General features: G+C 70.8%; 20 protein-coding genes. 12 read left to right on the forward strand and 8 right to left on the reverse strand.

Features of this window, described 5'->3' with window-relative positions; translation table 11 throughout:
* Window positions 1–55: 55 nt before the first annotated feature.
* From LV75_RS09770 to LV75_RS09785, 4 genes are all read left to right on the forward strand, one after another.
* The gene (locus LV75_RS09770) at window positions 56–1,327 is read left to right on the forward strand and encodes a caspase, EACC1-associated type (protein ID WP_253886494.1); all 1,272 of its coding nucleotides are present in this window, start codon (window positions 56–58) and stop codon (window positions 1,325–1,327) included.
* A 102-nt stretch (window positions 1,328–1,429) separates the two neighbouring features.
* A complete protein-coding gene (locus LV75_RS09775; RefSeq protein ID WP_253886495.1) occupies window positions 1,430–2,605 on the forward strand; it encodes a Clp protease N-terminal domain-containing protein in 1,176 nt (391 codons plus the stop codon).
* Window positions 2,606–2,716: 111 nt separating this feature from the next.
* On the forward strand, window positions 2,717–3,133 hold the full coding sequence (locus LV75_RS09780; RefSeq protein WP_253886496.1) for a glyoxalase superfamily protein: 417 nt from the start codon (window positions 2,717–2,719) through the stop codon (window positions 3,131–3,133).
* Window positions 3,130–4,032 carry an RNA polymerase subunit sigma-70 gene (locus tag LV75_RS09785; RefSeq protein WP_253886497.1) on the forward strand — a complete coding sequence of 301 codons (903 nt, stop codon included), beginning with the start codon at window positions 3,130–3,132 and terminating at the stop codon, window positions 4,030–4,032. Before LV75_RS09780 ends, LV75_RS09785 begins: the two co-directional genes overlap by 4 nt.
* On the opposite strand, the gene LV75_RS09790 is transcribed toward LV75_RS09785, so the two are convergent.
* The 3 genes from LV75_RS09790 to LV75_RS09800 form a co-directional block, all read right to left on the reverse strand.
* On the reverse strand, window positions 3,971–4,627 hold the full coding sequence (locus tag LV75_RS09790; RefSeq protein ID WP_253886498.1) for a hypothetical protein: 657 nt from the start codon (window positions 4,625–4,627) through the stop codon (window positions 3,971–3,973). The two genes, LV75_RS09785 and LV75_RS09790, sit on opposite strands and share 62 nt — an antisense overlap.
* 1,259 nt (window positions 4,628–5,886) lie before the next feature.
* Entirely contained in the window at window positions 5,887–6,798 is a 912-nt protein-coding gene (locus LV75_RS09795) for a GNAT family N-acetyltransferase (protein ID WP_253886887.1), read from the reverse strand.
* A gap of 57 nt (window positions 6,799–6,855) precedes the next feature.
* The gene (locus LV75_RS09800) at window positions 6,856–7,458 is read right to left on the reverse strand and encodes a Crp/Fnr family transcriptional regulator (RefSeq protein ID WP_253886499.1); all 603 of its coding nucleotides are present in this window, start codon (window positions 7,456–7,458) and stop codon (window positions 6,856–6,858) included.
* A 254-nt stretch (window positions 7,459–7,712) separates the two neighbouring features.
* On the opposite strand from LV75_RS09800, the gene LV75_RS09805 reads away from it, so the two are divergent.
* The 3 genes from LV75_RS09805 (at window position 7,713) to LV75_RS09815 (ending at window position 11,450) form a co-directional block, all read left to right on the forward strand.
* Entirely contained in the window at window positions 7,713–8,408 is a 696-nt protein-coding gene (locus LV75_RS09805; RefSeq protein ID WP_253886500.1) for a Crp/Fnr family transcriptional regulator, read from the forward strand.
* A 473-nt stretch (window positions 8,409–8,881) separates the two neighbouring features.
* Window positions 8,882–9,862 (forward strand): hypothetical protein, encoded by a 981-nt coding sequence (locus LV75_RS09810; RefSeq protein ID WP_253886501.1) that lies wholly within the window; start codon window positions 8,882–8,884, stop codon window positions 9,860–9,862.
* Window positions 9,863–10,205: 343 nt separating this feature from the next.
* Complete coding sequence (locus LV75_RS09815; RefSeq protein WP_253886502.1) at window positions 10,206–11,450, forward strand: DUF6801 domain-containing protein; 1,245 nt, start codon at window positions 10,206–10,208, stop codon at window positions 11,448–11,450.
* A gap of 48 nt (window positions 11,451–11,498) precedes the next feature.
* Here LV75_RS09815 and LV75_RS09820 read toward each other — a convergent pair whose 3' ends face one another.
* The 5 genes from LV75_RS09820 to LV75_RS09840 all read right to left on the reverse strand — a co-directional run bounded on the left by LV75_RS09820 (window position 11,499) and on the right by LV75_RS09840 (window position 19,746).
* On the reverse strand, window positions 11,499–12,632 hold the full coding sequence (locus LV75_RS09820) for a glycosyltransferase (RefSeq protein WP_253886503.1): 1,134 nt from the start codon (window positions 12,630–12,632) through the stop codon (window positions 11,499–11,501).
* Between the two features lie 1,424 nt (window positions 12,633–14,056).
* Window positions 14,057–14,638, reverse strand: coding sequence for an isopentenyl-diphosphate Delta-isomerase (idi, locus tag LV75_RS09825; RefSeq protein ID WP_253886504.1), 582 nt, complete (start codon window positions 14,636–14,638; stop codon window positions 14,057–14,059).
* Window positions 14,639–14,681: 43 nt separating this feature from the next.
* The gene (argS, locus tag LV75_RS09830; RefSeq protein WP_253886505.1) at window positions 14,682–16,412 is read right to left on the reverse strand and encodes an arginine--tRNA ligase; all 1,731 of its coding nucleotides are present in this window, start codon (window positions 16,410–16,412) and stop codon (window positions 14,682–14,684) included.
* Window positions 16,413–16,483: 71 nt separating this feature from the next.
* Window positions 16,484–17,683, reverse strand: coding sequence for a lipase family protein (locus LV75_RS09835; RefSeq protein ID WP_253886506.1), 1,200 nt, complete (start codon window positions 17,681–17,683; stop codon window positions 16,484–16,486).
* Window positions 17,684–18,201: 518 nt separating this feature from the next.
* Window positions 18,202–19,746, reverse strand: a complete 1,545-nt coding sequence (locus LV75_RS09840; RefSeq protein ID WP_253886507.1) for an amino acid permease — start codon at window positions 19,744–19,746, stop codon at window positions 18,202–18,204.
* A 288-nt stretch (window positions 19,747–20,034) separates the two neighbouring features.
* On the opposite strand from LV75_RS09840, the gene LV75_RS09845 reads away from it, so the two are divergent.
* Genes LV75_RS09845 through LV75_RS09865 form a run of 5 tightly spaced genes read left to right on the forward strand, consistent with a single transcriptional unit; the run spans window position 20,035 to window position 24,953 of the window.
* Window positions 20,035–21,378, forward strand: coding sequence for a glutamine synthetase family protein (locus LV75_RS09845; RefSeq protein ID WP_253886888.1), 1,344 nt, complete (start codon window positions 20,035–20,037; stop codon window positions 21,376–21,378).
* Window positions 21,359–22,090, forward strand: coding sequence for a gamma-glutamyl-gamma-aminobutyrate hydrolase family protein (locus LV75_RS09850; protein WP_253886508.1), 732 nt, complete (start codon window positions 21,359–21,361; stop codon window positions 22,088–22,090). The genes LV75_RS09845 and LV75_RS09850 overlap by 20 nt, the downstream gene beginning before the upstream one ends.
* Window positions 22,091–22,136: 46 nt before the next feature.
* Window positions 22,137–23,492 (forward strand): aldehyde dehydrogenase family protein, encoded by a 1,356-nt coding sequence (locus LV75_RS09855; RefSeq protein ID WP_253886509.1) that lies wholly within the window; start codon window positions 22,137–22,139, stop codon window positions 23,490–23,492.
* A gap of 2 nt (window positions 23,493–23,494) precedes the next feature.
* Complete coding sequence (locus tag LV75_RS09860) at window positions 23,495–24,256, forward strand: 3-oxoacyl-ACP reductase (protein WP_253886510.1); 762 nt, start codon at window positions 23,495–23,497, stop codon at window positions 24,254–24,256.
* Window positions 24,240–24,953, forward strand: coding sequence for a FadR/GntR family transcriptional regulator (locus LV75_RS09865; protein ID WP_253886511.1), 714 nt, complete (start codon window positions 24,240–24,242; stop codon window positions 24,951–24,953). Before LV75_RS09860 ends, LV75_RS09865 begins: the two co-directional genes overlap by 17 nt.
* The last annotated feature ends 78 nt before the right edge of the window (window positions 24,954–25,031 follow it).

The raw sequence follows: 25,031 nt of genomic DNA on the forward strand, positions 1-25,031 counted from the left end.
ATCCTGTTCGCGCCGCCCAGGGGCCCGGGCGGCGCGGAGGGGGTTGGTGCGGCTCATGCCGGGGACGTCCCGCGCCGTGCTCATCGGCACGTCGAGCTACAGCGATGACCGCCTGCCCGACATCCCGCAGGTCGGCCCCGGTCTCGCTGAGCTGAGCCGGGTGTTCGTCGAGCTCGGCCTGGTCGAGGCGTGCACGGTGCTGCTCGACTCGCCGTCCACCGGCGCCCTGGGCCGCGGCATCACCCAGGCCATGGCCGGTGCCGAGGACCTGCTGCTGGTCTACTACATCGGCCACGGGCTCATCGGCCGCGCGCACGACCTCTACCTGGGCATGCAGGACAGCGAGCCGGGCTCCCCGGAGTTCGGGTCACTGCCCTACAGCGCCCTGCGCGACCGCGTGCTCGACAGCACAGCCAAGGTGAAGATCGTCGTCCTGGACTGCTGCTTCTCCGGCCGCGCCTTCGGCACCGCCATGTCCGCCCCGGTCGACGACCTCGTCATCGACGGCACCTACGTGCTCACCTCCGCCCCGCCCAACCGCAAGTCCCTCGTCCTGCCGGACGAGCCGCACACCGCGTTCACCGGTCGGCTGCTGCGCCTGCTCGACGGCGGCATCCCCGGCGCGGGGGAGTACGTGACCCTCGACGAGGTCTACCGCCACCTGCTGCTGACCATGCGCGGCGAGGGGCTGCCGGAGCCGCAGAAGCGCAGCGCGAAGACGGCCGACCAACTGCGCATCCGCAACGGCGTCGGCACGGAAACCGCCGACGACCTGCGCGATCGGGTCGCGTCCGTGGTCGCCAGAGCCAGGGAGACCAGCTGGGCCTCGGTGGTCGCCGACCTCGCCGACCTGCACGCCCGCCAACTGCGCCTGCTGCCCGGCGAGCACGTGGACGTCCTGCGCACCTCCTCGCACCTGCTGTTCGCCCGCGCCGCCGCCGGTGACCTGGCGAAGTCCGCGGCCGCGCTCGACGAGCTGGCCGTGACCCAGCACGCCATCCTGGGCGGGGACGCCCCCGACTTCCTCCGCACCGTGTTCTACAGCGTCATCTGCGCGGGGGAGGTCGAAGGTCCCGCCGAGGCGATCCCCATGCTGCGCTTCCTCGCCCCGTCGCAGCGGCTGGCCCTCGGCTACGAGCACGAGGACACCTGCCGCACCCAGCACGCGCTGGCCCGCTACCTGGCGCGCGTCGGCGAGCACGCGGAGGCCGAGCGGCTGCTGGTCGAGCTGGTGGCGATCCGCGAGCGGACCCTCGACCCGTCGGCGAGCACCCTGGCGGCGGCCCGTCGCGACCTCGAGGTCGTGCAGGAGGCGCTGGGTGGCTGAGTTCCCCGCTGTCCGTCCCGGCCGCGCACCCCGGTCGAGGTACCCGGGTTGGATGGCGCACGGTCGGCACGGACAGCGGGCCCGCGCGTTCGGGGGTCCCCGATGACCGGGTTCTTCGAGGGGTTCACCGCCGAGGCCGTGGCGGTGATGACCGTCGCCGAGGGGGAGGCGACCCGGCTGCACCACGACTACCTGGGGTCGGTCCACCTGCTGCTCGCCCTGGCCCAGGGCCGCGGGAACGCCGCGGCCGTCCTGCTCGAGCGCGGGCTCGGGCCGGACCTGCTGCGGGAGCGGGCCGAGTTCCACGTCCGCCGCGGTGTCTCGACCGGGCGGACGCCGTTGCGGGTGGCGGCCGAGGTGCAGCGGGTCATCGACCACGCCAAGACCGAGGCGACCGCGCTCGGCCGGGCCGCCGTGCACACCGACCACCTGCTGCTCGGCCTGCTCAGCGAACCCAACTGCGTCGCCGCCCGGATGCTGGTCAACCTCGACGCGGACCTGCGGGTCCTGCGCGACGCCGTGCTGGCCGGGGTGCAGCCGCGGCGCGCCCAGCTCACCGGCGACACCGTGCTCGACCGGCACACGACCGGCGTCCACCCCGAACCGGTCATCGGCCGCGACGCCGAGGTCGACCGGGTCGCGCAGGCCCTGAGCCGCCGGACCCGCCGCAGCGTGCTGGTCGTCGGGCCGCGCGGGGTCGGCAAGGCCGCGATCGTGCAGGGGCTCGCCCACCGGATCGCCGCCGGTCAGGTGGCCAAGGCGCTGCAGGGCCGGGTGATCAGGGCGGTCACCGGCGACCTGCCGACCGGGGACGCCGTCGGGCACCTGGTCGACCGGCTCGTCCGGACCGGGTGCGTGCTCTGGGTGCTGGACCCCCGCCTGCTCGACCCGTTCCGCGCGGCCGCGGCCGCGGGCGAGCTGAGCGTCATCTGCACCGCGACCGCCGAGGAACTGGCCGCCGTCCCCGCGCCCGGCCCGCAGTTCCACACCGTCGCCGTCGAGTCGATGTCGCGGGCGGACACCACCGCCGTGCTGACCCACCTGCGCGCGGGCGTCGAGGACCACTACGCCGTGCGCGTCCCGGACCAGACCATCGCCGCCGTGGTCGAGACCGCCGCCGCGGCGGGCAGGACGCTGCCCGGCGGGGCGATCGACCTGCTCGACGAGCACTGCTCGCGCGCGCAGCAGGTCGACATCACCCCGGACCTGGTCCGGCCGGAGCCGGTCGCGGCCCCCGTCGCGGTCGTCTTCGACACCGACATGTGGTCGCTGGGCTGACGTTCGCGCTGGTCAGGATGAATTCATCGGCGCACCGATGAGTTTCTCCGGCGTCTCCCGTTACACGGGTACAAGGATGGCCACCGGGCCCCCGAACCGAGGAGACACACCATGGACTGGAAGCTGCAGGTCGTCGTCGTACCGGTGTCCGACGTGGACCGCGCGAAGGAGTTCTACGCGGACAAGCTCGGGTTCACCGTGGACACCGACTTCAGCCCGAACGAGCACTTCCGGGTCGTGCAGGTCACCCCGCCCGGCTCGTCCTGCTCGATCACCTTCGGCAAGGGGATGGGCGACGGGGAGCCGGGCACGGTGAAGGGCTGCCACCTGGTCGTCACCGACATCCTGGCCGCGGAGAAGCAGCTCGACGCGGCGGGGGTCGAGCACTCCGGTGCCCAGCACTTCGTCGACGGCGTGATGACCCCGGGCGCGGACCCCGAGGGCCGCGACTACGGCTCGTTCATCTTCTTCGCCGACCCGGACGGCAACTCGTGGGCCGTGCAGCAGGTCGTCACCGCGGCGCGATGACCGACTTCGAGCCCTATCGCCGGGAGCTGCACGTCCACTGCTACCGCATGCTCGCCTCGTACGAGCAGGCCGAGGACGCCGTGCAGGAGACGTTCCTGCGCGCGTGGCGCAACCGCGACGGGTTCGACGGGGGCAACGCGCGGGCGTGGCTGTACAAGATCGCGACCAACGTGTGCGTCGACCAGGCCCGCTCGGCCAGGGCGCGCACCGAGGTCGCCTGGCTGACCCCGTACCCGGACCGCGAGCTCGACGAGGTCGCGCCGAGCGCGCAGGAGCCGGACGTGGTGGCGGTCGCCAGGGAGACCATCGAGTTGGCCTTCCTGGCGGCCCTGCAGGTGCTGCCCGCCCGGCAGCGGGCGGCCCTGCTGGCGCGCGAGGTGCTGGGCATGCCCGCCGCGGAGACGGCCGAACTGCTGGACGTGAGCGTGGCGGCGGCGAACAGCGCACTGCAACGCGCCCGCGCAACGTTGCGCCAACACCTGCCCTCTCATCGCGACGACTGGACCGCCCGCGAACCCAGTGCGGCCGAGCGGGACCTGCTGGCACGTTTCATCGACGCACACGAACGTTGCGACGCGGCCGCCGCACTTGCGGTGGCAGCCGAGGACATCCGCGTCACCATGCCCCCCAACCCCCTGCGCTTCGACGGCCGCGACGCCATCGCGGCACTGCTCACCCGCGCCTTCGGCCCCGACCGCGACGGCGACTGGCGCCTGGTGGCCACAACGGCCAACCGGATGCCCGCCGCGGCGAGCTACCTGCGGCGCCCGGGGGACACGGAGTTCCGCGCGTTCAAGCTGGACGTGCTGCGGGTGGAGGGCGAGGAGGTTGCCGAGATCACGACGTTCGGCTACGCGCTGTTCGACCACTTTGGACTCCCGATGGTGCTGCCCGGGTGAACCCGTGGCTGAGCAACTCCCCGGTCGGCACCGGCACCCGGAGGTAGGCGGTCTGCGCGAAGGACTTCACCCGAACCGGAACGGGGACGTAGAGGTTCGGATCATCCCCCGCGTACCCCGACACCACCGCGTCGGCGTACGCCCGCTCCGACACCACGGCCGCCACCCGGGTCCCCGGCCCGGACCGGTCCAACAACGCCCGCACCGGCCCCGCGTCCAACAACCGGTGCGCCTGCACCCGAGCCTCCCCGTTCCCCGCCTCAACCGCCCGCCCACCGGTTAGAGGTCCGATGTGGACGGTAGCCCGCATCCGCACCCCGTCGCTCAACACCTCTTGCAAGGCAGGCAAAACCGGATTCAACAACCGAGGCAACAACCCCGACCGAACCCCCAACACCCACCCGTCCCCGGTGCTCACGCTCAACGGCGCCCGATCCCACTCCCCACCCAACCCGCACTCGGCGAACGCCCGCCGCAACACCGTGGGCACCAACCGCGCCAACTCCGCGTGGTCCCGCCCCCGCCACCCCCCGAACCCCTTTACGTCCACCACCAAAATCGCCCGATACGGCGGCAACTCCACCCCATACCCCACGGTCCTCTCCTCTCGTCCCCCCAACCGTGCCCCCGACCGCCGCCCCCAACCGTCCGCCGCCGGACAGATTCGCGCCCTGGAAATCCGTTCTCGCACCTGACACAAGTCGAGCGAGGGCACCCCACTTGTCCCTTCCCCCTCTTTGCGTTTCGCCCCCACCCCCCTCCGCCCGGCCTCCACCGCCCGGCCTCCACCCATTGCCCCGCGTCTGCCCGGCCTCCGGAAACCCCGCCCCACCTCCGCAAAACCGGAGGCCCGCCCCGCGTACCCCAGCCCCCACCCTCTCCGGGGGGCGTCCCCGATGCCAGTCTACCCGGTGTCAACCCCGAAAAGGGGTCCGGCGAAAAGCTGTGGACAGCCGAATGGGTTGTGGATAACTCCGACCTGGGCAAAGAGAGTCGGAACGTTGTCAAGCAGTGGAAGTGCACCCGACAGTGGATGCCGCCGACCGAGTCGCCGCACTTTGTTGATCAGTGCAAGGGCGTACATCTCTTCGCCCGTCCAACTCGGTCAGTCAGCGAGCATCGCGGACATCGACCCGTTGCCGGACCGCACAGTTCTTCTCCGAAAGGCCCGGCCAGCCCGCACTAGACCAACGTCAACGCGGCAATCCCCTCGCCGGTCGGGACGCACGACTCTGCCCCCACACAGGTGCATCAACGACGCCGCCACCGAGGCAAACACCCCAAAGCCGAACGCGCCCACCACTCAAACCGCCAGCAGAATCGCCCGCCCCGAACCCCGCCTGGCCTCCGGAAACCCCGCTCGCCTCCGAAATAGGAGGCCCTCCTCGCGTACCCCAGCCCCCACCCTCTCCGGGGGGCGTCCCCGATGCCAGTCTACCCGGTGTCAACCCCGAAAAGGGATCCGGCGAAAAGCTGTGGATACCCGCATGGGTTGTGGATAACTCCGACCTGGGCAAGAAGCGCGAAAGCAGCCCCAAGCGCCAGAAGTGAACCCAAAAGTGAGATGGCCGGTCGAATTGCCGGTCTCCTCGGCCGCGCCCGGCCCGCGAAGAAGCCGCCGCCTGCAAAATCGGAGGCCCGCCCCACGTACCCCAGCCCCCACCCTCTCCGGGGGGCGTCCCCGATGCCAGTCTACCCGGTGTCAACCCCAAATTGGGGCCCGGCGAAAAGCTGTGGATACCCGCACGGGTTGTGGACAAATCCCACCTGCGCAAGAACCGCGAAAGCGGCCCCAAGCGCCAGAAGTTCACCCAAGAGGGGAGCCGGATCGCCGCCAGCCGAAGCGCTCGAGCATCAGCGCCACACCATGTTGATCGTTCGCTCGATATTGACGTACCCCGCGCGGCGGAATGCGTTCGCCATCGGGGTGTTGCCGAGGTCCGTGGCCGCCCGGATGCGGGTGGCACCCTGCGCACGAAGGACGCGCGTCCCCTCAGCGAGGATCTCGTCGATGTACCCGTTGCCCCGGTGCTCTGGCACGACGGCGAGGTAGCCGGTGACCGGGTTGTAGTCGTTGCGCGCCGGGGTGGTGAACCCCACCGGTTCGCCGCTGGGCAGTGTCGCGATCCGCCACCACTCCCGCGGGCTCCGGAAATGCGCGAGTTCCTCCTCGTAGTGCTTAACCGCCGCCTCGCGCGCGGACATGCGCGTCAGGTCGTCCCTGCCGTGCGCGTCCAAAGTCCCGGCCAGCACCCGGGTCATCAAGCCGAGGATCTCCTCGATGTCACGAACCGGCCTGAACCGCAGGCGTCCTGCCGGCTCGGGGACCGGCGTCCCGGCACGCCACTCGAACCGCAGCCGCTCGACGAGCAAGCGGGCGCCGGTGCGTTCCAGCGCGGCCATGCGGTCTTCGACGGCGCGCCGGGTCGTCTCGTGCGAGCGCCAATCGGGTGCGACGGTGCGGATGTACTCGGGCACCGGACCGCCGGATGGGACCACCGCGGCCATCGCGATCCGCAGTAGCCGCTCACCAATGTCCCGGCAGTCCGCGTCGAAGATGTCCAAGAGGAATGGCGCACCCGCCCGGCCCCACCAAGCGACCCTGGCCACCAAGTCCTCGCCGCGCAGGGCGATCCACATCCACTCCGGCCTGCGGCGCCCGGCAACGAGGTCGTCCTCCAGTTCCCCGTTGAGGACGTAGGGCACTCGGTTAAAGAGGCCAAGTTCCGCACGCCCGGCGATCGGGCGCACGGTAAGCCGTTCCACTGCCAACGCCACTCCTGGGAAAGCACAAGATCCGACCGCCAACTCAACCACAACCACTCACACCGCGTGCGCAGCCAGCAGATCCCGGTCCGCCACCACCAGCCGCGGCCCGTCGCGCAGGGCGCCGTGGCGGCGGAGGTCGGCTATGTGTTCGGCGACCGTGCTGCGCGCCATCCCCAGGGCCCGCGCCACGGCCTCCTGCGACAGCGGCACCCGCCGGTCGCCTGCCTCCCCGAGATCGACCACCGCCAGCAGCAGCCGAGCCACCCGCGTACGGCTTCCCAAGCGCGCCAACGAAACCTGCTCCACCGTCGCCACCAGCTTCTGCCGCAGGTACTCGCCCACCGCCCCGCCCGCGACCGCGTCCAGCACCCGCGCGCTCACGTGGCAAGCCGTGCACCGGTCGAGCGCCACCACCGACGCCGTGCGGCCCACCCCCGCCGCGGCCAGCTCGCCCACCAGGTCGCCCGCGCTCCGCAACGACACCAGCAGGCCGTCCGCCAGCACCACCCGGACCCGCCCGCGCACCAGCGCCAGCGCGTACCCGCCGGGCTCCCCCTGCCGCAGCAACACCTCCCCCCGCGCGTACTCCCGTGCGGTCCCGGCGGCCACCACCGCCGCCCACACCCGCGCGCCGACCAGGGTCCGGAAGGTCTGCACACCCACCACCTACCGCGACGGCGGACCCGCTGCCCGGGCGCGCGCGGGATTTCCCCCGAACGGGGCCCGCGGGCGCCGAACTGTCAACGAACGCCGTGGACAGAACCTGGTCAACCTGACCGGGACCCGGGCCGGTCCGCACGGGCGCGGATTACCGTCGGGTGGCGCCTAGTAGAGAGGAGATCCGCCGTGGAGACCGAACTAGCCTGGTGAGGTGCGCGGGGATCGGCGATGATCACGGGGTGGAGGGTGCGATGCGACTTCCCGGTGACCTGGTCGCCGAGTCCCTGATGGCCTACCTGTCCGAGGACGACCGCGCGCACGTGGTCGGCCTGGGGACGCCGCGGGTGTTCGGGCCGGGGGAGACGCTGCTGCGCCAGGGGGACCCGACCGACCACGTGCTGGTGCTCGTCAGCGGCTGGACCAGGGTGCTGACCAGGCGCGCGGACGGGCAGACCGTGCTGGTCGCCTTCCGCGGGCCGGGCGACGTGCTGGGGGACCTGGCCGCGCTGCACGGCTGGGTGCGCTCGGCGGACGTGCAGAGCCTCGACGAGGTGCACGCGGTGCACCTGCGCGCCCAGGAGTTCGGCGACCTGCTCGCCCAGCGCACCTCGGTCGCGCTGGCGATGGTGATGCAGTTGGCGGCTCGGCTGCGCGAGGCGGAGAGCGCCCGCGCCGACTTCGCCACGATGCACGTCACCGAGCGGGTCGCCGCATATTTGCTCTGGCTGTCGCGCACGTACGGCGTGCAGACCGACACCGGGCTCGCGTTGCGCGTCCCGTTCACCCAGCAGGACGTCGCGAACCGGGTCGGCGCATCGTTGCGCGCCGTGGCCAGGGCGTTCTCGGTGCTGCGCGACCGCGGGATCGTCATCAACACCCGCAGGCAAACCGTCATCGCGCGCCCGGACGTGCTGCGCGCCTTCGTCCGCGAGGTCCCCGAGCTCTGAGATGTGCCAAATGGCGTGCTCGGCGCGTGCCACAGGTCATCGCGGGGGTCGTTGTCCCAGGGGCATCCTTGGATCGCGAGCGAGATCCGGGGAGGGATCACCGATGAGGATGCTGATGACGGTGGGATCGGTAGCGCGGATTGGTTTCTGGACATTCCTGGCCGGACTCGGTTCCGGCATGTTGCTGGTCAGCGGTTTCTGACACACACGCGAATCAATTGTTCCCGGGCTGGAGGCTGCCCTGAACTCGGAGGAGGTGCATGGCCGTGGAAAGCCACTGGATCCTGTTCCTGCTGGTGTGAGCGCCAACCGCGGTTGGCGGGGGGATAAGAGGGGGGCGGGCGCCCGGTTCACTCCGGGGGGAATGTGAACCGGGCGCCTGTTTTTCCAGCGTGTCCATTGTCTGTCCTGGCGCCTTGGATTTGTCACTGGTAACACACCGGGGCGCCCTGCGATGCTGCAGGGAGGAAACCGTGCGAAAGGGTGGTGTCCGGGTGGGAGTCGAGATCGCCGACGTGGTCGCCGAGCTCAAGGAGGTCCGCCGCGGGCGCGGGGTCCGCTCCGACGACCTGCACAGCCGGGTCGGCCCCGCCCTGCGGATGGCCTGCGGGATCACCGAGATCGACGACCCGGCGCTGGTCCGGCGCAAGCTGGTGCTGCGGCTGACCCACCTGGGCGCCCGGCTCCCGTCGGACCTGCACCTGGCCGCGGTCGCCGCGCTCGGCCTGCACAAGGAGGCCGACGGCGGGTTCCTCGACCAGCGCATCGACTGGCTGGCCAGCCGGTTCGACCGAGACCCGCGCACCGCCCGGCGCCGGGTGGACAGCGCGTTCCAACTGCTCGCCGAACTGCTCTACGACGCGGGGATGCGCGACCGCAAGTCCGGTTCGTATTCCCCGGACGGCTGGTACGTGGAGTCCCTGCGCGCTGCGCTGCGGCTGGACCTCGAGGTGCCCACGCTCACCGAGCAGCGCCAGATCGTGGCCGCCGTCGACGAGCTCGACGAGCTGGTGCTGTCGCTGAGCGCACCCCGCGACCAGGCCATGCCCGAGGGCCCCGACATCCGCGCGGAGATCGCCTACGGCGGCGAGATCGTGCAGGAGCAGCGGGTCTCCTCCAGCCACACCCGGTTCGTCGTGCGGCTGCCCAGTCCGCTGAGCCTGGGCCAGCGCCACGACTACAGCATCGAGTTCACCTCCTACCCGCGCTCGTGGATGCGGCCGTACTACGTGTTCACGCCGCTGCGCCGGTGCGAGGAGTTCTCGGTCCGGGTGCGGTTCGACCCGGTCACCCCGCCCAAGCGGGTGTGGCGGGTCAACGGCTTGCCCGCCAAGGCGTTCGAGGACTTCGCCCCCGGTGACGACCTGCTGACCATCGACCGGGTCGGCGACGTCGCGCTGGAGTTCCACGACCTGCAGCAGGGGTTGAGCTACGGGCTGCAGTGGCTCGACTAGTCCACAGTGGACTTTGGTTCCGCTCTGGGTGAACCGGCTGGTGCGCCAAGGGTTCCGTGCGCGACGATGGGTGCGTGACGCTGTCCCCGGTGTCGGGGGCGGTGTGCGGCCAGGGGTGAACCCCGTGGGCTCATCGCGAGGCTGGGGGTCCCGCGATCGCCCGCGACCTCCCCTGGCCACGGCGCCCATTTCGCGGGCGTGCTAATCCCGAACGCGGGAAATGTGCCGCCGTGACAAATTCGAACCGCCTTCTTGTGGGTGTTACTGGCCGGTAGTTAGCGTGGCCGAACTGCGGCTTTCGCTGGTTGTCCCGGGCCGTTGTCCACCCGAGGAAGGAATGCGCGTGAATCCTGCGAAGTACTCCACGAGGTTGGCGGTGGCCACCACCGCGGCCGCGCTGGTGACGACCGGACTGCTGCTGGGCACCGGCTCCAGTGCCGCGAGCCCGGTGTCGCTCACGCTGAACTACACCTGCCCGTTCCCGCTGATCGGCAACCAGGCGATCAAGGTCGTGATCAGCACCGACATCCCGGACACCATCGGCGTCGGCCAGCCGACCGGGGCGTTCGACATCACCGCGATCACCACCGTCCCGGACACCGCGACCCAGGGCCTGAGCCTGGTCGGCGCCGCGACCGTGGAGGGCACGGCGGTCTCGGCCGCCACCGTCACCGCCCCCGGGGTCACCCTCCCGGTGAACGCGCCGATCACCGTCGAGAAGACCCCGGTCCCCACCGCCGGCCCGTTCGACGTCAAGGCGACCGGCCAGACGCCGTCGCTGACCTTCAGCCAACCCGGGCGGGCGACGATCACCGTCAACGGGTTGACCCTCACCCTGACCCCGAAGAAGGCCGACGGCACCGCCACCGGCCTGGGCACTTTCGACTCGCCGTGCACGCTCAACCCGGGCCAGGACAACACCCTGCACACCTTCGAGATCACCGGCGGCACCACCACCACGCAGCCGACGACCACAACGACCACCACGCAGCCGACGACGACCACGACCACCCCGACGACCACGACCACCCCGACGACCACGACGACCCAGCCCACGACCACGACCCAGCCGCCCGGTGGTGGCGTGAAGATCGGCTACGACCTCAAGGGCAGTTCAACCCTCAAGGCCCTCAACGGTTCCGTCCCGCTCTCCGGCGCGTTCAGCGCTGAGGCCGACCTGGCCGCGGGCAAGTACACCGGCGCCCTGGCGCTGAACCCGACCAGCGGCAAGTTCAAGATCCTCGGCTTCCTGCCCGCCGCCGCGAACATCGCCTTCGCCCAGGTCGGCGCCGCGGGCGGCACGGTGGCGACCGGCGCGATCACCTTCGCGGGCAAGCTCGACATCACCCTCACCAAGATCGCGATCTTCGGCCTCTCCGTCTACCAGGGCACCACCTGCAAGACCGTGACCCCGTCCGACCTGGCCCTGAAGTCCGCGGGCCCGTTCGACGTGCTGGCTGGCGGCAAGCTCACCGGCACCTACGACATCGGCAAGGTCAGCGGCTGCGGCCCGCTGAACGGCATGATCGCCCCGCTGGTGACCAGCGCGGGCAACACGATCGCGGTTGACCTGACCGTGAAGAAGTAGACCGAGGACGAGTGGCCCCTCACCGGAACGCGGTGAGGGGCCACCTGTCTATGCCCACTCCGGCAGGCGTTTGGCGATCTCCTCCGGGCTCGGCATCGCGGCGATCTCCTCGGCCAGGGCGGTGACGACCTTCGTGATGCTGTCGTCGGCGAGGACGTCCTTCGCGGCCTCGGTGAGGGCTTCCGGGGTGACGTCGGCGCCGAGGAGTTGGCGGGCGGCCCCGGCGTTGGTGAACGTCTCGGCGTTGACGAACTGGTCGGCGCCCTGGGGGATGAACAGCTGCTTGACCCCCGCGGCCGCCGAGCCGAGCGTGGTGCCCGACCCGCCGTGGTGCACGACCAGGTCGACGTGCGGCAGCAGTTCGGCCTGGGCGACCCACGGCAGCACGGTCACGTTCGCGGGCGGCTCACCCAACGCCGCCACCTCGACCGTCGGCCCGGTGGCCACCACGACCCGGTTCCCGGTCGCGGCGAGCCCGTCGATCGCCGCGCGCAGCACGGCCGGGTTGCCGAACGCGGTCCCCAGGGTCAGGTAGATCAGCTTCCCGGCCCCGGACGTCGCGATCGCGGGCAACTCGCTCGGCTCGGCGAACGCCACCGGCCGCAGCGGCACCCGCCTGTCGATGAGCTCCGCCGGTTCCTGCAACGACTCCGGGTAGATGTCGAGGTACGGGCTGCCGAACCCGGTCCGCTCGCTGAACGCCACCCCGAACTCGGCGGCGAGGTCGGGCAGCAGGTTCTTCAACGCGGGCATGTGGTCCAGCGCGACGGGCTTGCTGATCCCGTGCCCCACCGCCGGGATCCCGGCCAACTTCGCCGCGATGGCAGCCCCGATCGCGGCCGACTCGTGCACGACCAGGTCGAACCGCCGGTGCTCGAACAACGCCCCCAGGTCCGCGATCGCCGCCCGCGGCAGGATGTCGCCGAACACCCGCATCGCGATCCCGGAAATCTCCTCCTGCGTCAACTCCTGGAAGTCGCGCCCCGCGATGACCTCGGTGAACGCCCCGGCCATGTCACCGCCCGCGTTGACGGTCTCGAACCCCAGCGCGGCGAGCGGGGGGTGGAAGGTCTCCCAGGTGGCGTACGTGATCTCGTGCCCAGCCGCCTTGGCCGCGATGGCCAGCGGCAGTTGGGGATAGGTGTGCCCGTGTGCGGGCAGACTGCTGAAGAGGATCTTCACATCCCCCAAGGTAGGCAACTCCCCGGACTGGTGGCGCGTGATTTGCCCGCATCCGCCCCCTTTCAGCCGGAAATCACCACCAACTCCCGACTTTCTTCCCCCCTTTCCCCTCCCCACCACCCAAACAGACCCCGGTCCGCCCGCTCACCGACACCGCGGCACCTGGGCCTCACCCCGGCGCGCCAACCACGCTCCCCTTGCCCCCGCCACCCCTCCCCATGCGCCCAGGGTGACGCGCTGCGGTCACGGCACCTCTTCCCCCGTCGAGCCAGCAGCAGTTGCACCCCGTCTCGCCGCCCCACCGCCGGAGGCCCACCTCGCGCACCCCAGCCCCCACCCTCTCCGGGGGGCGTCCCCGATGCCAGTCTACCCGGTGTCAACCCCGAAAAGGGCTCCGCCGAAAACCTGTGGATAGCCGCGAGCGTTGTGGATAACTGTCACCTCGGGAAACGTGGCCACAACGCCGCTGGTCGTGGAAGGTTCACCCGACGGTGGTGCTCAGTAGTGCCGAACGGGGCGACCTGAAATGACGAGGCAGCGGCTCATCGTGCTGTGCGGGCCACGCTCGCAATGCGGTTCCGCCCGCCTTCGTCGCCGAGGTCCTGTGAACAGCCGCCAGTGCTGCGGGCAATTGCGACCTTGGCGCACCCGCCGCAACGTCGCTGGCCGTGCAGAGTCCCAGCGGCGCCTAGGAGACGCCGAACCGGGCGAGCTGGAGCTACGAGGTCAGTGGCTCACCATGTTGCCGTGCCCGCAGGGTATTTTGTCGCGGCTCGATTGCAGGGGTCCCTCTCGGGCCTCCCCGACGCCAGTTGGTCTGTGTCGCCCTGAAGTGGGTTTCGCCGAAGTCTTACGGGCGGCCGCGAGTGCTGCGGACCATGGCGACCTTGGCGCACCAGCCGCAAGACGGCTTGCCGGGGGAGGAGCGACCCGGCAGTGGCGTTTTGGAGACGCCGAACCGGGCTACGGGGTCAGCGGCTCAGTGCTGTTTCACTGCGGGGGTTCTTCTCGTTGGTCCAGCCCCTCCCCGAAGCCTTGCGAGCAGCCACCAGTGCTGCGAACGATTGTGGCCCTTGCGCACCCGTCACAACGTGGCTGGTAGTGGCGCCCAGAACCGCCGAACCAAGCGACCTGGAACTACGGGGCAACGCTTTCGCCCGCTGGCCTCTACCGCAAGCGGAGACCCACCCCGCGTACCCCAGCCCCCACCCTCTCCGGGGGGCGGCCCCGGTGCCAGTCTACCGGGTGTCAACCCCGAAAAGGGGTCCGGCGAAAAGCTGTGGACAGCCGCGCAGGTTGTGGATAACCGCGACCAGGGAGAGCTGGCGGAAAGCCGCAGCCAGCAACGGAAGTTCACTCCGAAGAGTGAAGGGGTGAAGAGAGGCAGGCGGCACCGAACGGCGCCGCCTGGCGGTGAGGGGAGGCTAGCGAAGCACTGGCGGGAGTTCGGAGGGGTCGCCCGTGGGCCACTTGAGCGGGTCGCCGAGGGGGACGAGTTCGGTCAGTTGGAGCACGCACCAGGGGGAGATGTCGAGCTCCCCGGTGCGGACCTCCTCCAGGAAGTCCCCCCACGCCAGCCAGCGGACCGAGTCGACCTCCGCCGGGTTCGGGGCGGGTTCGGTGTCGACCAGCACCCGGTACACCGGGCACATCTCGTGTTCCACGATCCCGTCCGGCATCACCGCCCGGTAGCGGAACGCGGGCAGGATGAGCTCGACCTTGTGCGGGCCCGGCAACCCCAGCTCGTCCACCAGCCTGCGCGAGACCGCGTCGACCGGGGACTCGCCGGGGGCCGGGTGGCCGCAGCAGGAGTTGGTCCAGATGCCCGGCCACGTCTTCTTCGTCAGCGCCCGGCGGGTGATCAGGAAGCGGCCGTCGGCGTCGAAGAGGTAGCTGGAGAAGGCGAGGTGCAGCGGGGTGTGCTCGTGGTGCACGGTGGCCTTGTCCGCCGTGCCGATGCTGTTGCCCGCGTCGTCGAGGAGCACGACCTGTTCGGCGATTGTCACCCGGTCACAATGCCGTTACCCACCGCTACAGGCAAGCCAGCGACTAGAGCTCGGTCGGCGCGGCGATGCCCAGCAGGTCCAACCCGAGCACCAGGACATCGGAGGTGATCTTGGTCAGCGCCAGCCGGGAACCGCGCACTGACGCGGGCACGTCCGGGCGCAGGATCGGGCAGCTGTCGTAGAACGCGGTGAACGTCGACGCCAGGTCGTAGAGGTAGCCGGTGAGCTTGTGCGGGGCGTAGCCGTGCGCCGCCGCGGAGATGGCGGCGGGCAGTTGGAGCAGCTTCACCAGCAGGGCCCGCTCGGCAGGCGCGGTTACCTCGATGTCGCCGAAGCGCGCGTCGCCCGCCTTGCGCAGCACCGATTGGCACCGGGCGTTGGCGTATTGCAGGTAGACCGAGGTGTTGCCCTCCTTGGCCAGCATGCGCGACCAGGTGAACACGTAGTCCTTCTCCCGGTCGTTGGCCAGGTCGGCGTACTTCACCGCGCCGATGCCCACCGCCCGCGCCACGTCCGCCTGCCGCTCCGCGTCCAAAGAGGACCGCTCGGCGACCGTTTTCGCCGCCTGCTCAACGGCTTCCTGCAGCAGCTCGACCAGTTTCACCGAACCGCCAGCCCTGGTCCGGATCGTCTTGCCGTCCTCGCCGAGGATCGTGCCGAATCCGATGTGGACGGTCGAGTGCTCCGGCTGCAGGTACCCCGCCTGCCGGGACGCCGCGAAGATCATCGCGAAGTGCTGCGCCTGCGGGGTGCCCACCGCGTAGAGCAGGTCGGTCATCCCGCGCTCGGTGATCCAGTACCGCACGGTCGCCAGGTCGGTCGCCGCGTAGCCGTACCCGCCGTCGCTCTTGCGCACGATCAGCGGCAGCGGCTCGCCCTCGCGGTTGCTGAACCCCGGCGGGAACACGCACACCGCGCCGTCGCTGATCTCGGTGAGCCCCTTGGCCGTCAGCTCGTCGATCACCGTGTCCAGGTAGGGGTTGTAGAAGCTCTCCCCGTACACGTCCGCTGGCGTGAGCGAGATCCCGAGCAGCTCGTAGACCTTCTGGAAGTGCCGGGTGGACTCCTCGACCAGCGCCCGCCACAGCGTCAGCGTCGCCTCGTCGCCGCCCTGCAGCGCCACCACCCGCGCCCGCGCCCGGTCGGCGAAGGCCGGGTCGGCGTCGAACTTCTGCCGCGCCTCCTGGTAGAACCGGTTGAGGTCGCTGATCCCGCCGTCGGTGCCGTGCCCCTCGTCGACGAGGTGCTCGATGAGCATCCCGAACGGCGTGCCCCAGTCGCCGAGGTGGTTGTGCGGCACCACCTCGTGCCCGCTGAAGCGCAGCAGCCGCAGCACCGCGTCGCCGATGATCGCCGACCGCAGGTGCCCGATGTGCATCTCCTTGGCCACATTCGGGCTGGAGTAGTCCAGCGCGAACCGGCGCGGCTGCGCCACCACCGGCACCCCCAGCCGGGTGTCACCCAGCAGGGCGGCGACCCGGGCGGTCAGCCACTCCTCGCGCAACCGCAGGTTGATGAACCCGGGGCCCGCGATCTCCGGCGGCTCGAGCATGTCGGCCGAGTCGAGGTGGTCGACGATGACCTGGGCCACCTCGCGCGGCGGCTTGCCGAGCTTCTTGGCCAGGCTCATCGCCGCGTTCGCCTGGTAGTCGGCGCCCTCCCGGGTGGACGGTCGGATGACGGCCTCGTCCGGGGTGATCTCCAGGCCGAGCCCGCGCCGCAGCGCCTCGGCCACCCGTGCCCCCAGTTCCAGCCCGACATCCCCGTGCGCCACCCTGGCACCTCCTCATCTCAGGGGACCAGTATCCCAGGGGTGCGCACCGGGTTTTCACGCCCCGCCCGGTCTCAGCAGGTCGAGCGCTGCGCCCGACCGGCGAACCGCGCCTCCAGGAAGGCGTAGGCCTCCGGGTAGGCCGCCACCGCGCCACCCACATGGGTGGGTGCCAGGTTGGTCGCGAACCGCACGTTCGCGCCCTGCCCGCACCACCGGTCCACCAGCGCCCGCCCGGTCGCGTACGGGATCACGTCGTCGAGCAGCGAGTGCGTGACCAGCACCGGGACCGCGGGCTTGCGCTTGCCGAGCACCTGCTCGGCGACGATCGTGCGGAACGGCTCCTCGGCCAGCAGCCTGTCCAGCGGCCGCCCGTCCAGGGTGAACGCCGACGTCCTGGCGAAGGCGTACTCCGGGATCGACTCGAACAGGCACTGCCCCTTGATGTCGGCCAGGAACCGCTTGCCCCGGTCGTTGAGGTACGCGCTGGCGTCGATGCCGTAGGACGCCTCCAACCCGGCCACCGCGTACCCGACGAACGCGGCGTACAAGCTGCCGTCGAGCGCCTTGCCGACGTCGGCGAGATCGGCCGGGACCGCGCCCGCCGACACGCCCCGCAGGTCCAACTCCGGCGCGTACCCACTTGCCAACTCCGCCGCCGACGCGGCAGCCCCGCCGCCCTGTGAATACCCGACGACCGCGACCGGCCCCCGATCCGGCAGTTCCGGCAGTTGCCTGGCCGCCCGGATCGAGTCCAGCACCGCGGTGCCCTGCACGACCCGGCTCATGTACGTGTGCCCGCCCGGCGTGCCCAGCCCCTGGTAGTCGGTCAGCGCGACCGCCCAGCCCCTGGCCAACAACCCGGCCACGAACGGCCCCTCGTACTCCATCCCGGCCGCCAGTTGCCGCGACGGCGCGCACTGGTCGCCCAGGCCCTGCGTGCCCGCCGCGTACCCGATCACAGGTCGTTCACCGGGACCGCCCCACGCCTTGCGCGGTGTGATGACGGTGCCGGTGACCGCGATAGGCGTTCCGGTGCGGTCGGTGGACCGGTACATGACCCGGGTGACCGTCCCGTCCGCGCGGATCAACCGGGCCGGGTCCAGGTAGAACTGCGCGGGCTGGGTGCGCACCAGGTCGCCGTTGTGCGCGGGCAATGTTGCCGGTGGTGTGTAGAAGTCGTCCCCTTGGGCCGCGCTCGCCGTGTGCGCGCCGCCGACCACGAGGGTGATCGCGAGCGCGAGTGGCCCGAGCCGTTTTCGGTTTATTGGCATGGGTTTCCTCCGACCTGGTGTGGACCGGTCGAAAGCTACTCGAAAGTACAACGGGTGTGCTCGTGGTCACAATCGACTTTGTTCGGCGGAACAAGCGGAACATGCGGAACGAGAACGAGCGGAACGCGGCGGGACCGGCGGAACTGGCAGTGGGGGCCACACGCCCGTGCGGAAGGCGGTGGCCCCCACGCCAACTGGAGCCGCAATGCGGTCGGGCTCCTGGCCGGGCTGGCTCGGGTGCGGGTCGCTCGTGCGGGAGGGCGCGGCGGTGGGGGTTGTGCACGCCCACCGCCGTCGCCACGTGTTCCCCAGACCCGCAGGGGCGGTCGCGCGACGCGGTCACCTCACTCGGTGCAGGGTCCCCGGATCCCCAGCCCTCGTTGGGGTTCTCCGGTTGGTTGAGCGGTGTTCGGCGTCGCGTGGAACGTTGTCAGTATTTGTTAACCACCGTGAACCTGACAAGACGGCGCGGCGGTGCGGATTTTCCCGTTTCCCAGTTCTTCCCCGTCCGCCCGCGTTCAGTCGATGGCCAGGTCCCGTTCCACCGCCGCCAACTCGGCCGCGTCGCCCTGCACTTTCGGGCCGGTGAACCACTTGCGCGCCGACACTATCCACCACAGCGCCGCCCCGCCGAGCACCACGGCGAACGCGATCGGCGTGTAGTTGAGCGATTCCCACGTCACCGGGTAGACCTGCGGCAACATGAACAGCACGAAGATGAACCCGACCCAGATCGTCGCGACTATCCCAATAGGACGGCCCCAGCGGCCGAGGTGCCACGGGCCGCGCTCGAAGTCCTCGCCCGCGCGCACCCGCAGGTAGATCGGGATGACGTAAGCCGTGTAGAGCCCGACCACCGCGATCGAGGTGACCGCGGCGTAGGCGGTGTAGCTCCACAGGTACGGCACCGCCAGTAGGAACGCTCCCACCGCCGCCAACCACACGGAATTCGTCGGCGTCCTGGTGCGCTTGTTGATCCGGTGCCACACCCGCGAACCCGGGATGGCGCCGTCGCGGGCGAAGGCGTAAATCATCCGCGAGTTGCCGGTCACCGCGGCCATCCCGCAGAACAGTTGCGCCCCAATGCAGATCAGCAACAGCACCTTGCCGGTCGCAAGTCCAACCGCGTCGATGAACACCTGCGCGGGCGGCACCCCGGTCGCTGAGTTCACCGCGCCGTCGTAGTCCTGGACGGCGAAGGTCAGCCCGATCAGCAGCACCCACCCGGCGGCCAGCGAGACCAGGATGGAGGTGACGATCCCGCGCGGCCCGGCCACCGCGGCGCCGCGGGTCTCCTCGGTCATGTGCGCGGACGCGTCGTAGCCGGTCAGGGTGTACTGCGCGAGCAGGAGTCCCAACAGGAACACGTAGAGCGGTGAGGTCCACCCGGTCTGGTTGGCGAACTCGCCGAACACGAACGACGCGTCCTGGTGCTTGTCCGGCACGACCGCGAGCACGACCACGATCGCGAGCACGCCGAGCAGGTGCCACCACACGCTGATCGTGTTGAGCACCGCCACGACCCGCACGCCGAAGGTGTTCAGCAGCGCGTGCGCCAGCAGGATGATCGCCAGCAGCAGGACCGTGTGCCCGGGGGTCGCGGCGAAGCCGAACTGCAGGTCCAGGAACGCGTTGAGGAACAGCGCCGCGCCGAAGTCGATGCCCGCGGTGACCGCCACCTGCCCGACCAGGTTGAACCAGCCGGTGAACCACGCCCACGCGGGGGCGTTGCGCTTGGCCAGCTTCGCCGCCCAGTAGTAGAGGCCACCCGCGGTGGGGTAGCTCGAGCACACCTCCGCCATGCCGAGCCCGACCAGCACCACGAAGAGCCCGACCAGCGGCCAGCCCCAGATCATCGCCGCCGGGCCGCCGGTCTTCATGCCGAACCCGTAGAGCGTCAGGCAGCCGGACAGGATCGAGATGATCGTGAACGACACCGCGAAGTTGTTGAAGCCCGACAGCGAGCGGCGCAGTTCCTGGGCGTAGCCCAGTGCGTGCAGCCTGGCTTGGTCGTCGTTGGCGCCGGGGGAGTGGGTGGGGGACTGGTCGGACTGGTCGGGCATGAGTCCTCCAATGGACTGGTCGCGCTCCATTGCTGGACCAACAAGTGTGATCTGCGCTACCCAGCTGGTCAAGGGCCATTGGCGCGGCCCTGCTGGCTGCGCACGGTGACCGATCGACGCGATCTGCGGCCGGGTTGTCGAATCCGGGCGCCGCGGCTGTCCCGATCTGGCGGTTGCGCACACCCCCGACCGCTGACAGCATGCTCGAGATAGCCCGCCAATGGTCAGATGCTGGTCCTTTGCGGCGGGGTGCTCGTGACAGGAGGTCGGGTTGTGGGCGACACCGGGATGCCGCTGGGGCGGCTGCGCGAGCTGGTCGAGTCCGGCGCGGTCGACACCGTGCTGGTCGCCATCACCGACATGCAGGGCCGGTTGCAGGGCAAGCGGGTCACCGCCCGGTTCTTCCTCGACGAGGTCGTCGACCACGCCACCGAGGCGTGCGACTACCTGCTCGCCGTCGACGTGGAGATGAACACCGTCGCCGGGTACCGCTCGTCCTCGTGGGAGGACGGCTACGGCGACTTCGTGCTGCGCCCGGACCTGTCCACGCTGCGGCTGATCCCCTGGCACGAGTCCACCGCCCTGGTCCTGGCCGATGTGGAACTCGTCGAGGGCGGCCCGGTCACCGTCTCGCCCCGGCAGATCCTGCGCCGCCAACTCGACCGCCTCGCCGAGCGCGGCCTCACCGCCTTCGTCGGCACCGAGCTGGAGTTCATGCTCTTCACCGACACCTACGAGCAGGCCTGGCGCGCGGGCTACCGGGACCTGACCGCGGCCAACCAGTACAACGTGGACTACTCGCTGCTGGGCACCGGCAGGGTCGAACCGGTGCTGCGCGCGATCCGCAACGGCATGGCGGGCGCCGGGATGTACGTCGAATCCGCCAAGGGCGAGTGCAACCCGGGCCAGCACGAGATCGCGTTCCGCTACGCCGACGCGCTCACCACGTGCGACAACCACAGCGTCTACAAGACCGGCGCCAAGGAGATCGCGGCCGCGCTCGGGCACAGCCTGACCTTCATGGCCAAGTACGACCAGCGCGAGGGCAACTCCTGCCACATCCACCTGAGCCTGCGCGACGCCGACGGCACCCCGGTCATGGCCGGTGACGGCGAGTACGGGTTCGCACCGCTGATGCGCCGCTTCATCGCCGGGCAGCTGGCGTACCTGCGCGAGCTGACCTACTTCTTCGCGCCGAACATCAACTCCTACAAGCGCTTCGCCGACGGCTCGTTCGCCCCGACCGCGCTCGCGTGGGGAGTGGACAACCGCACCTGCGCGCTGCGCGTGGTCGGGCACGGGCAGTCGCTGCGCGTGGAGAACCGGGTACCCGGTGGTGACGTGAACCCGTACCTGGCCGTGGCCGCCATGATTGCCGCCGGGTTACGCGGGGTGGACGAGGAGCTGCCGCTGGAGGAGGCCGTCACCGGTAACGCTTACACTGCGGCGAAACCCCGTGTCCCGGCCACTCTGCACGCCGCGGCGGACCTGCTCGCGGCGAGTTCCGTCGCGGTCGAGGAGTTCGGCGCGGACGTGGTCGACCACTACCGCAACGCGGCGGCGGTCGAACTGCGGGCCTTCGACTCGGCCGTCACCGACTGGGAGCGCGTGCGTGGCTTCGAACGTCTCTGACCGTCCACCGGTCATCGGCATCACCACCTACCTGGAGCACGCCACCTTCGGGGTCTGGGAGACCGACGCCGCCGTCCTGCACCGCGACTACCTCGACGCGGTCCGCGCCGCGGGCGGCAACCCCGTCCTGCTCTCCCCGATCGGCGACTGGCGCCCCGCCACCCTGGACTGGCTCGACGGCCTGGTCCTGGCGGGCGGCGCCGACGTCGACCCGGCCCGCTACGGCCAACCACCCCACCCGACCACCGGCACCCCCCAACCCCTGCGCGACACCTCGGAGTTCGCGCTGCTGCGCGCCGCCCTCGAGATGGACCTGCCGACCGTGGCCGTGTGCCGGGGGTTGCACGTGCTGAACGTGGCTCTCGGCGGCACGCTGCACCAGCACCTGCCGGAGGTCGTGGGGACCAACGACCACCTGCCGCACGTGGCCTCCTTCGGCAAGACGGAGCTGTCGGTGACACCGGGATCGCTGCTCGCCCAGGTCCTCGGCGAGTCGGTCTCGGCGCTGTGCCACCACCACCAGTCGGTCGACCGGGTGGCCGAGGGGCTGCAGGTGGTGGCCCACGCACAGGACGGAACGGTGGAGGCGCTGGAACTCCCGGGCCGCCGGTTCGTGGTGGCCATGCAGTCGCACCCGGAGCAGAACGCCGACGACGTGCGGCTGTTCGGCGCCCTGGTCAAGGCCGCCCACGAGCGACGAGGTGGCCGCTGATGGCCGCGCTGTCCAGTGCTGTGCTTGAGCGAAAGGGAGACCGCTGATGACCTCGTTCGACGTCGTCAACCCGGCGACTGAGCAGGTCATCGCGAGCGTGGACCTCGCGGGCCTCGAGGAGGCCGACCGGGCCATCGAGCGGGCGGCCGCGGCGTTCCCGGCGTGGCGGGACGTGGCGCCTGCCGACCGGGGGCGGTTGTTGCGGCGGTTCGCGGACCTGGTCGACGACGACTCGGAGCACTTGGCCCGGTTGGAGGTCGCCAACGCCGGGCACACGATCGGCAACGCGCGCTGGGAGGCGGGCAACGCCCGTGACGTCCTCTACTACTACTCGGCCGCACCGGAGCGGTTGTTCGGTAGGCAGATCCCGGTCGCGGGCGGCGTAGACATCACCTTCGCCGAGCCGCTGGGGGTTGTCGGGATCATCGTGCCGTGGAACTTCCCGATGCCGATCGCGGCGTGGGGGTTCGCGCCCGCGCTCGCCGCGGGCAACACCGTGGTCCTCAAGCCCGCCGAGCTGACCCCGCTGACCGCGCTGCGCCTCGCCGAACTCGCCCGTGCCGCGGGCATCCCGGAGGACGTCTTCCAGGTCCTCCCCGGTCGCGGCGACGTCGTCGGGCAGCGGTTCGTGACCCACCCCGCCGTGCGCAAGGTCGTGTTCACCGGCTCCACCAGGGTCGGCAAGCAGATCATGGCCGGGTGCGCCGACCAGGTGAAGCGGGTGACCCTCGAGCTCGGCGGCAAGAGCGCGAACATCATCTTCGCCGACGCCGACCTGGCGAAAGCCGCCGCCACGGCGCCGTACGCGGTGTTCGACAACGCCGGTCAGGACTGCTGCGCGCGGTCGCGGATCCTGGTCGAGCGGTCCGCGTACGACGCGTTCATGGCCGAGTTCGAGACCGCCGTGCGCGGGGTCGTCGTCGGCGCGCCCGCGGACGCCGCGACCGAGATGGGGCCGTTGATCTCCGCCGCGCACCGCGACCGGGTCCAGGCCTACGTCGACGGCGCGCCGGTGGCCTTCCGCGGGTCCGCGCCCGACGGCCCCGGCTTCTGGTTCCCGCCGACGGTGTTGGGGCCGGGGCAGTACCCGGCTTGGGCGGAGGAGGTGTTCGGGCCGGTCGTCTCCGTGGTCCCGTTCACCGACGAGGCGGACGCGCTGCGGCTGGCCAACGACACCGAGTACGGCCTGTCCGGCTCGATCTGGACCCGCGACGTCGGCCGGGCGCTGCGGGTCGCGCGCGGCGTGCAGGCCGGGAACCTGTCGGTCAACTCGCACTCGTCGGTGCGGTACTCGACGCCCTTCGGCGGGTTCAAGCAGTCCGGGTTGGGCCGCGAGCTGGGGCCGGACGCCCTGGCCGGGTTCACCGAGGTCAAGAACGTCTTCATCGACACCCAGGAGTGAACATGCGTCTAGCGGGTCGGGTCGCGGTCGTCACCGGCGGCGCCAGCGGGATCGGACTGGCGTCGGTCCGGCGGCTGGCCAGCGAGGGCGCCCGGGTCGTGGTGGCCGACGTCGACACCGACGGCGGGTCGGCGGCCGCCGCCGAGGTCGACGGGCTGTTCGTGCGGGTCAACGTGACCAGCGAGGACGAGGTCCGGGCGCTGTTCCAGACCGCGTTCGACACCTACGGCTCGGTCGACATCGCCTTCAACAACGCGGGCATCTCGCCGCCGGAGGACGACTCCATCCTCACCACCGGCCTCGACGCCTGGCGCCGGGTGCAGGAGGTCAACCTGACCTCGGTGTACCTGTGCTCGAAGTACGCCATCGAGCACATGCGCCGCGCGGGCAAGGGCTCTGTGATCAACACGGCCTCGTTCGTGGCGGTGATGGGGGCGGCGACCTCGCAGATCTCCTACACCGCGTCCAAGGGCGGGGTGCTGGCGATGAGCCGCGAGCTGGGCGTGCAATTCGCCAGGGAGGGCATCCGGGTGAACGCGCTGTGCCCCGGTCCGGTGAACACCCCGCTGCTCCGCGAGCTGTTCGCCGCGGATCCCGAGCGGGCTGCCCGCCGCCTGGTCCACATCCCCCTCGGCCGCTTCGCCGAACCCGAGGAGATCGCCGCCGCAGTGGCCTTCCTGGCCAGTGACGATTCGTCCTTCATGACCGCGTCCCAGTTCCTGGTCGACGGCGGTATCTCGGGGGCCTATGTCACTCCCGTCTGACCCCATCGACCCGGTCCTCGCCGACGCGCTGTTCCGGCCGGTCCGGGCGGGCAACGCGTTCGAGGAGACCATGGAGCGGATGCTGCAGGCAATCCGCCTCGGCGTCGTACCCCCGGGCGGTCGGCTACCCCCGGAACGCGAGCTGTCGGCGCGCCTGGGGGTCAGCCGGGTCACCCTGCGCGAGGCGCTGCGGGCCCTGCAGGAATCCGGCCACATCGAATCCCGCCGCGGCCGCTACGGCGGCGCCTTCGTCCAACTCCCGTCGTCGGACCCCCTGCCCCCACCGGGGGATGTCGAGGACACCCTGACCCTGCGCTACGCCCTGGAGACGGGAGCAGCGGAGGTCGCGGCCTCCCGGTCGTTGACCCCCCAGGTCCGGCGCCACCTGCGGAGCTGCCTGGCGGACACGGCGACCTCGGGCATCTCGGACTACCGCCGCACCGACTCCCGGCTGCACCTGGCCATCGCCGAAGCCACCGCCACCCCGTCCCTCACCGCCGCCGTAGCCGACGTCCGAACCCGGCTGAACGCGCTGCTGGCGGCCATCCCCGTCATCCCGGCGAACTTGACGCACTCGAACGAACAACACAAGGCCATCATCGACGCAATCCTGGACGGCGACGCGGTCGCGGCCCGGGTGGGCATGGCCGAACACCTGGCCGGAACAGCGGCTCTGCTGCGGGGTTTCTTGGCGTGAGCCAGCGGCGATGAAGGTGCTGCCAGTGCGCGTGTTTCGCGGCTGATGGAGTCCAACTGACGCCGATTCGCTGCGTTC

Origin of the sequence: Actinokineospora diospyrosa, from assembly GCF_024171925.1 — a bacterium.
GTDB lineage: Bacteria > Actinomycetota > Actinomycetes > Mycobacteriales > Pseudonocardiaceae > Actinokineospora > Actinokineospora diospyrosa.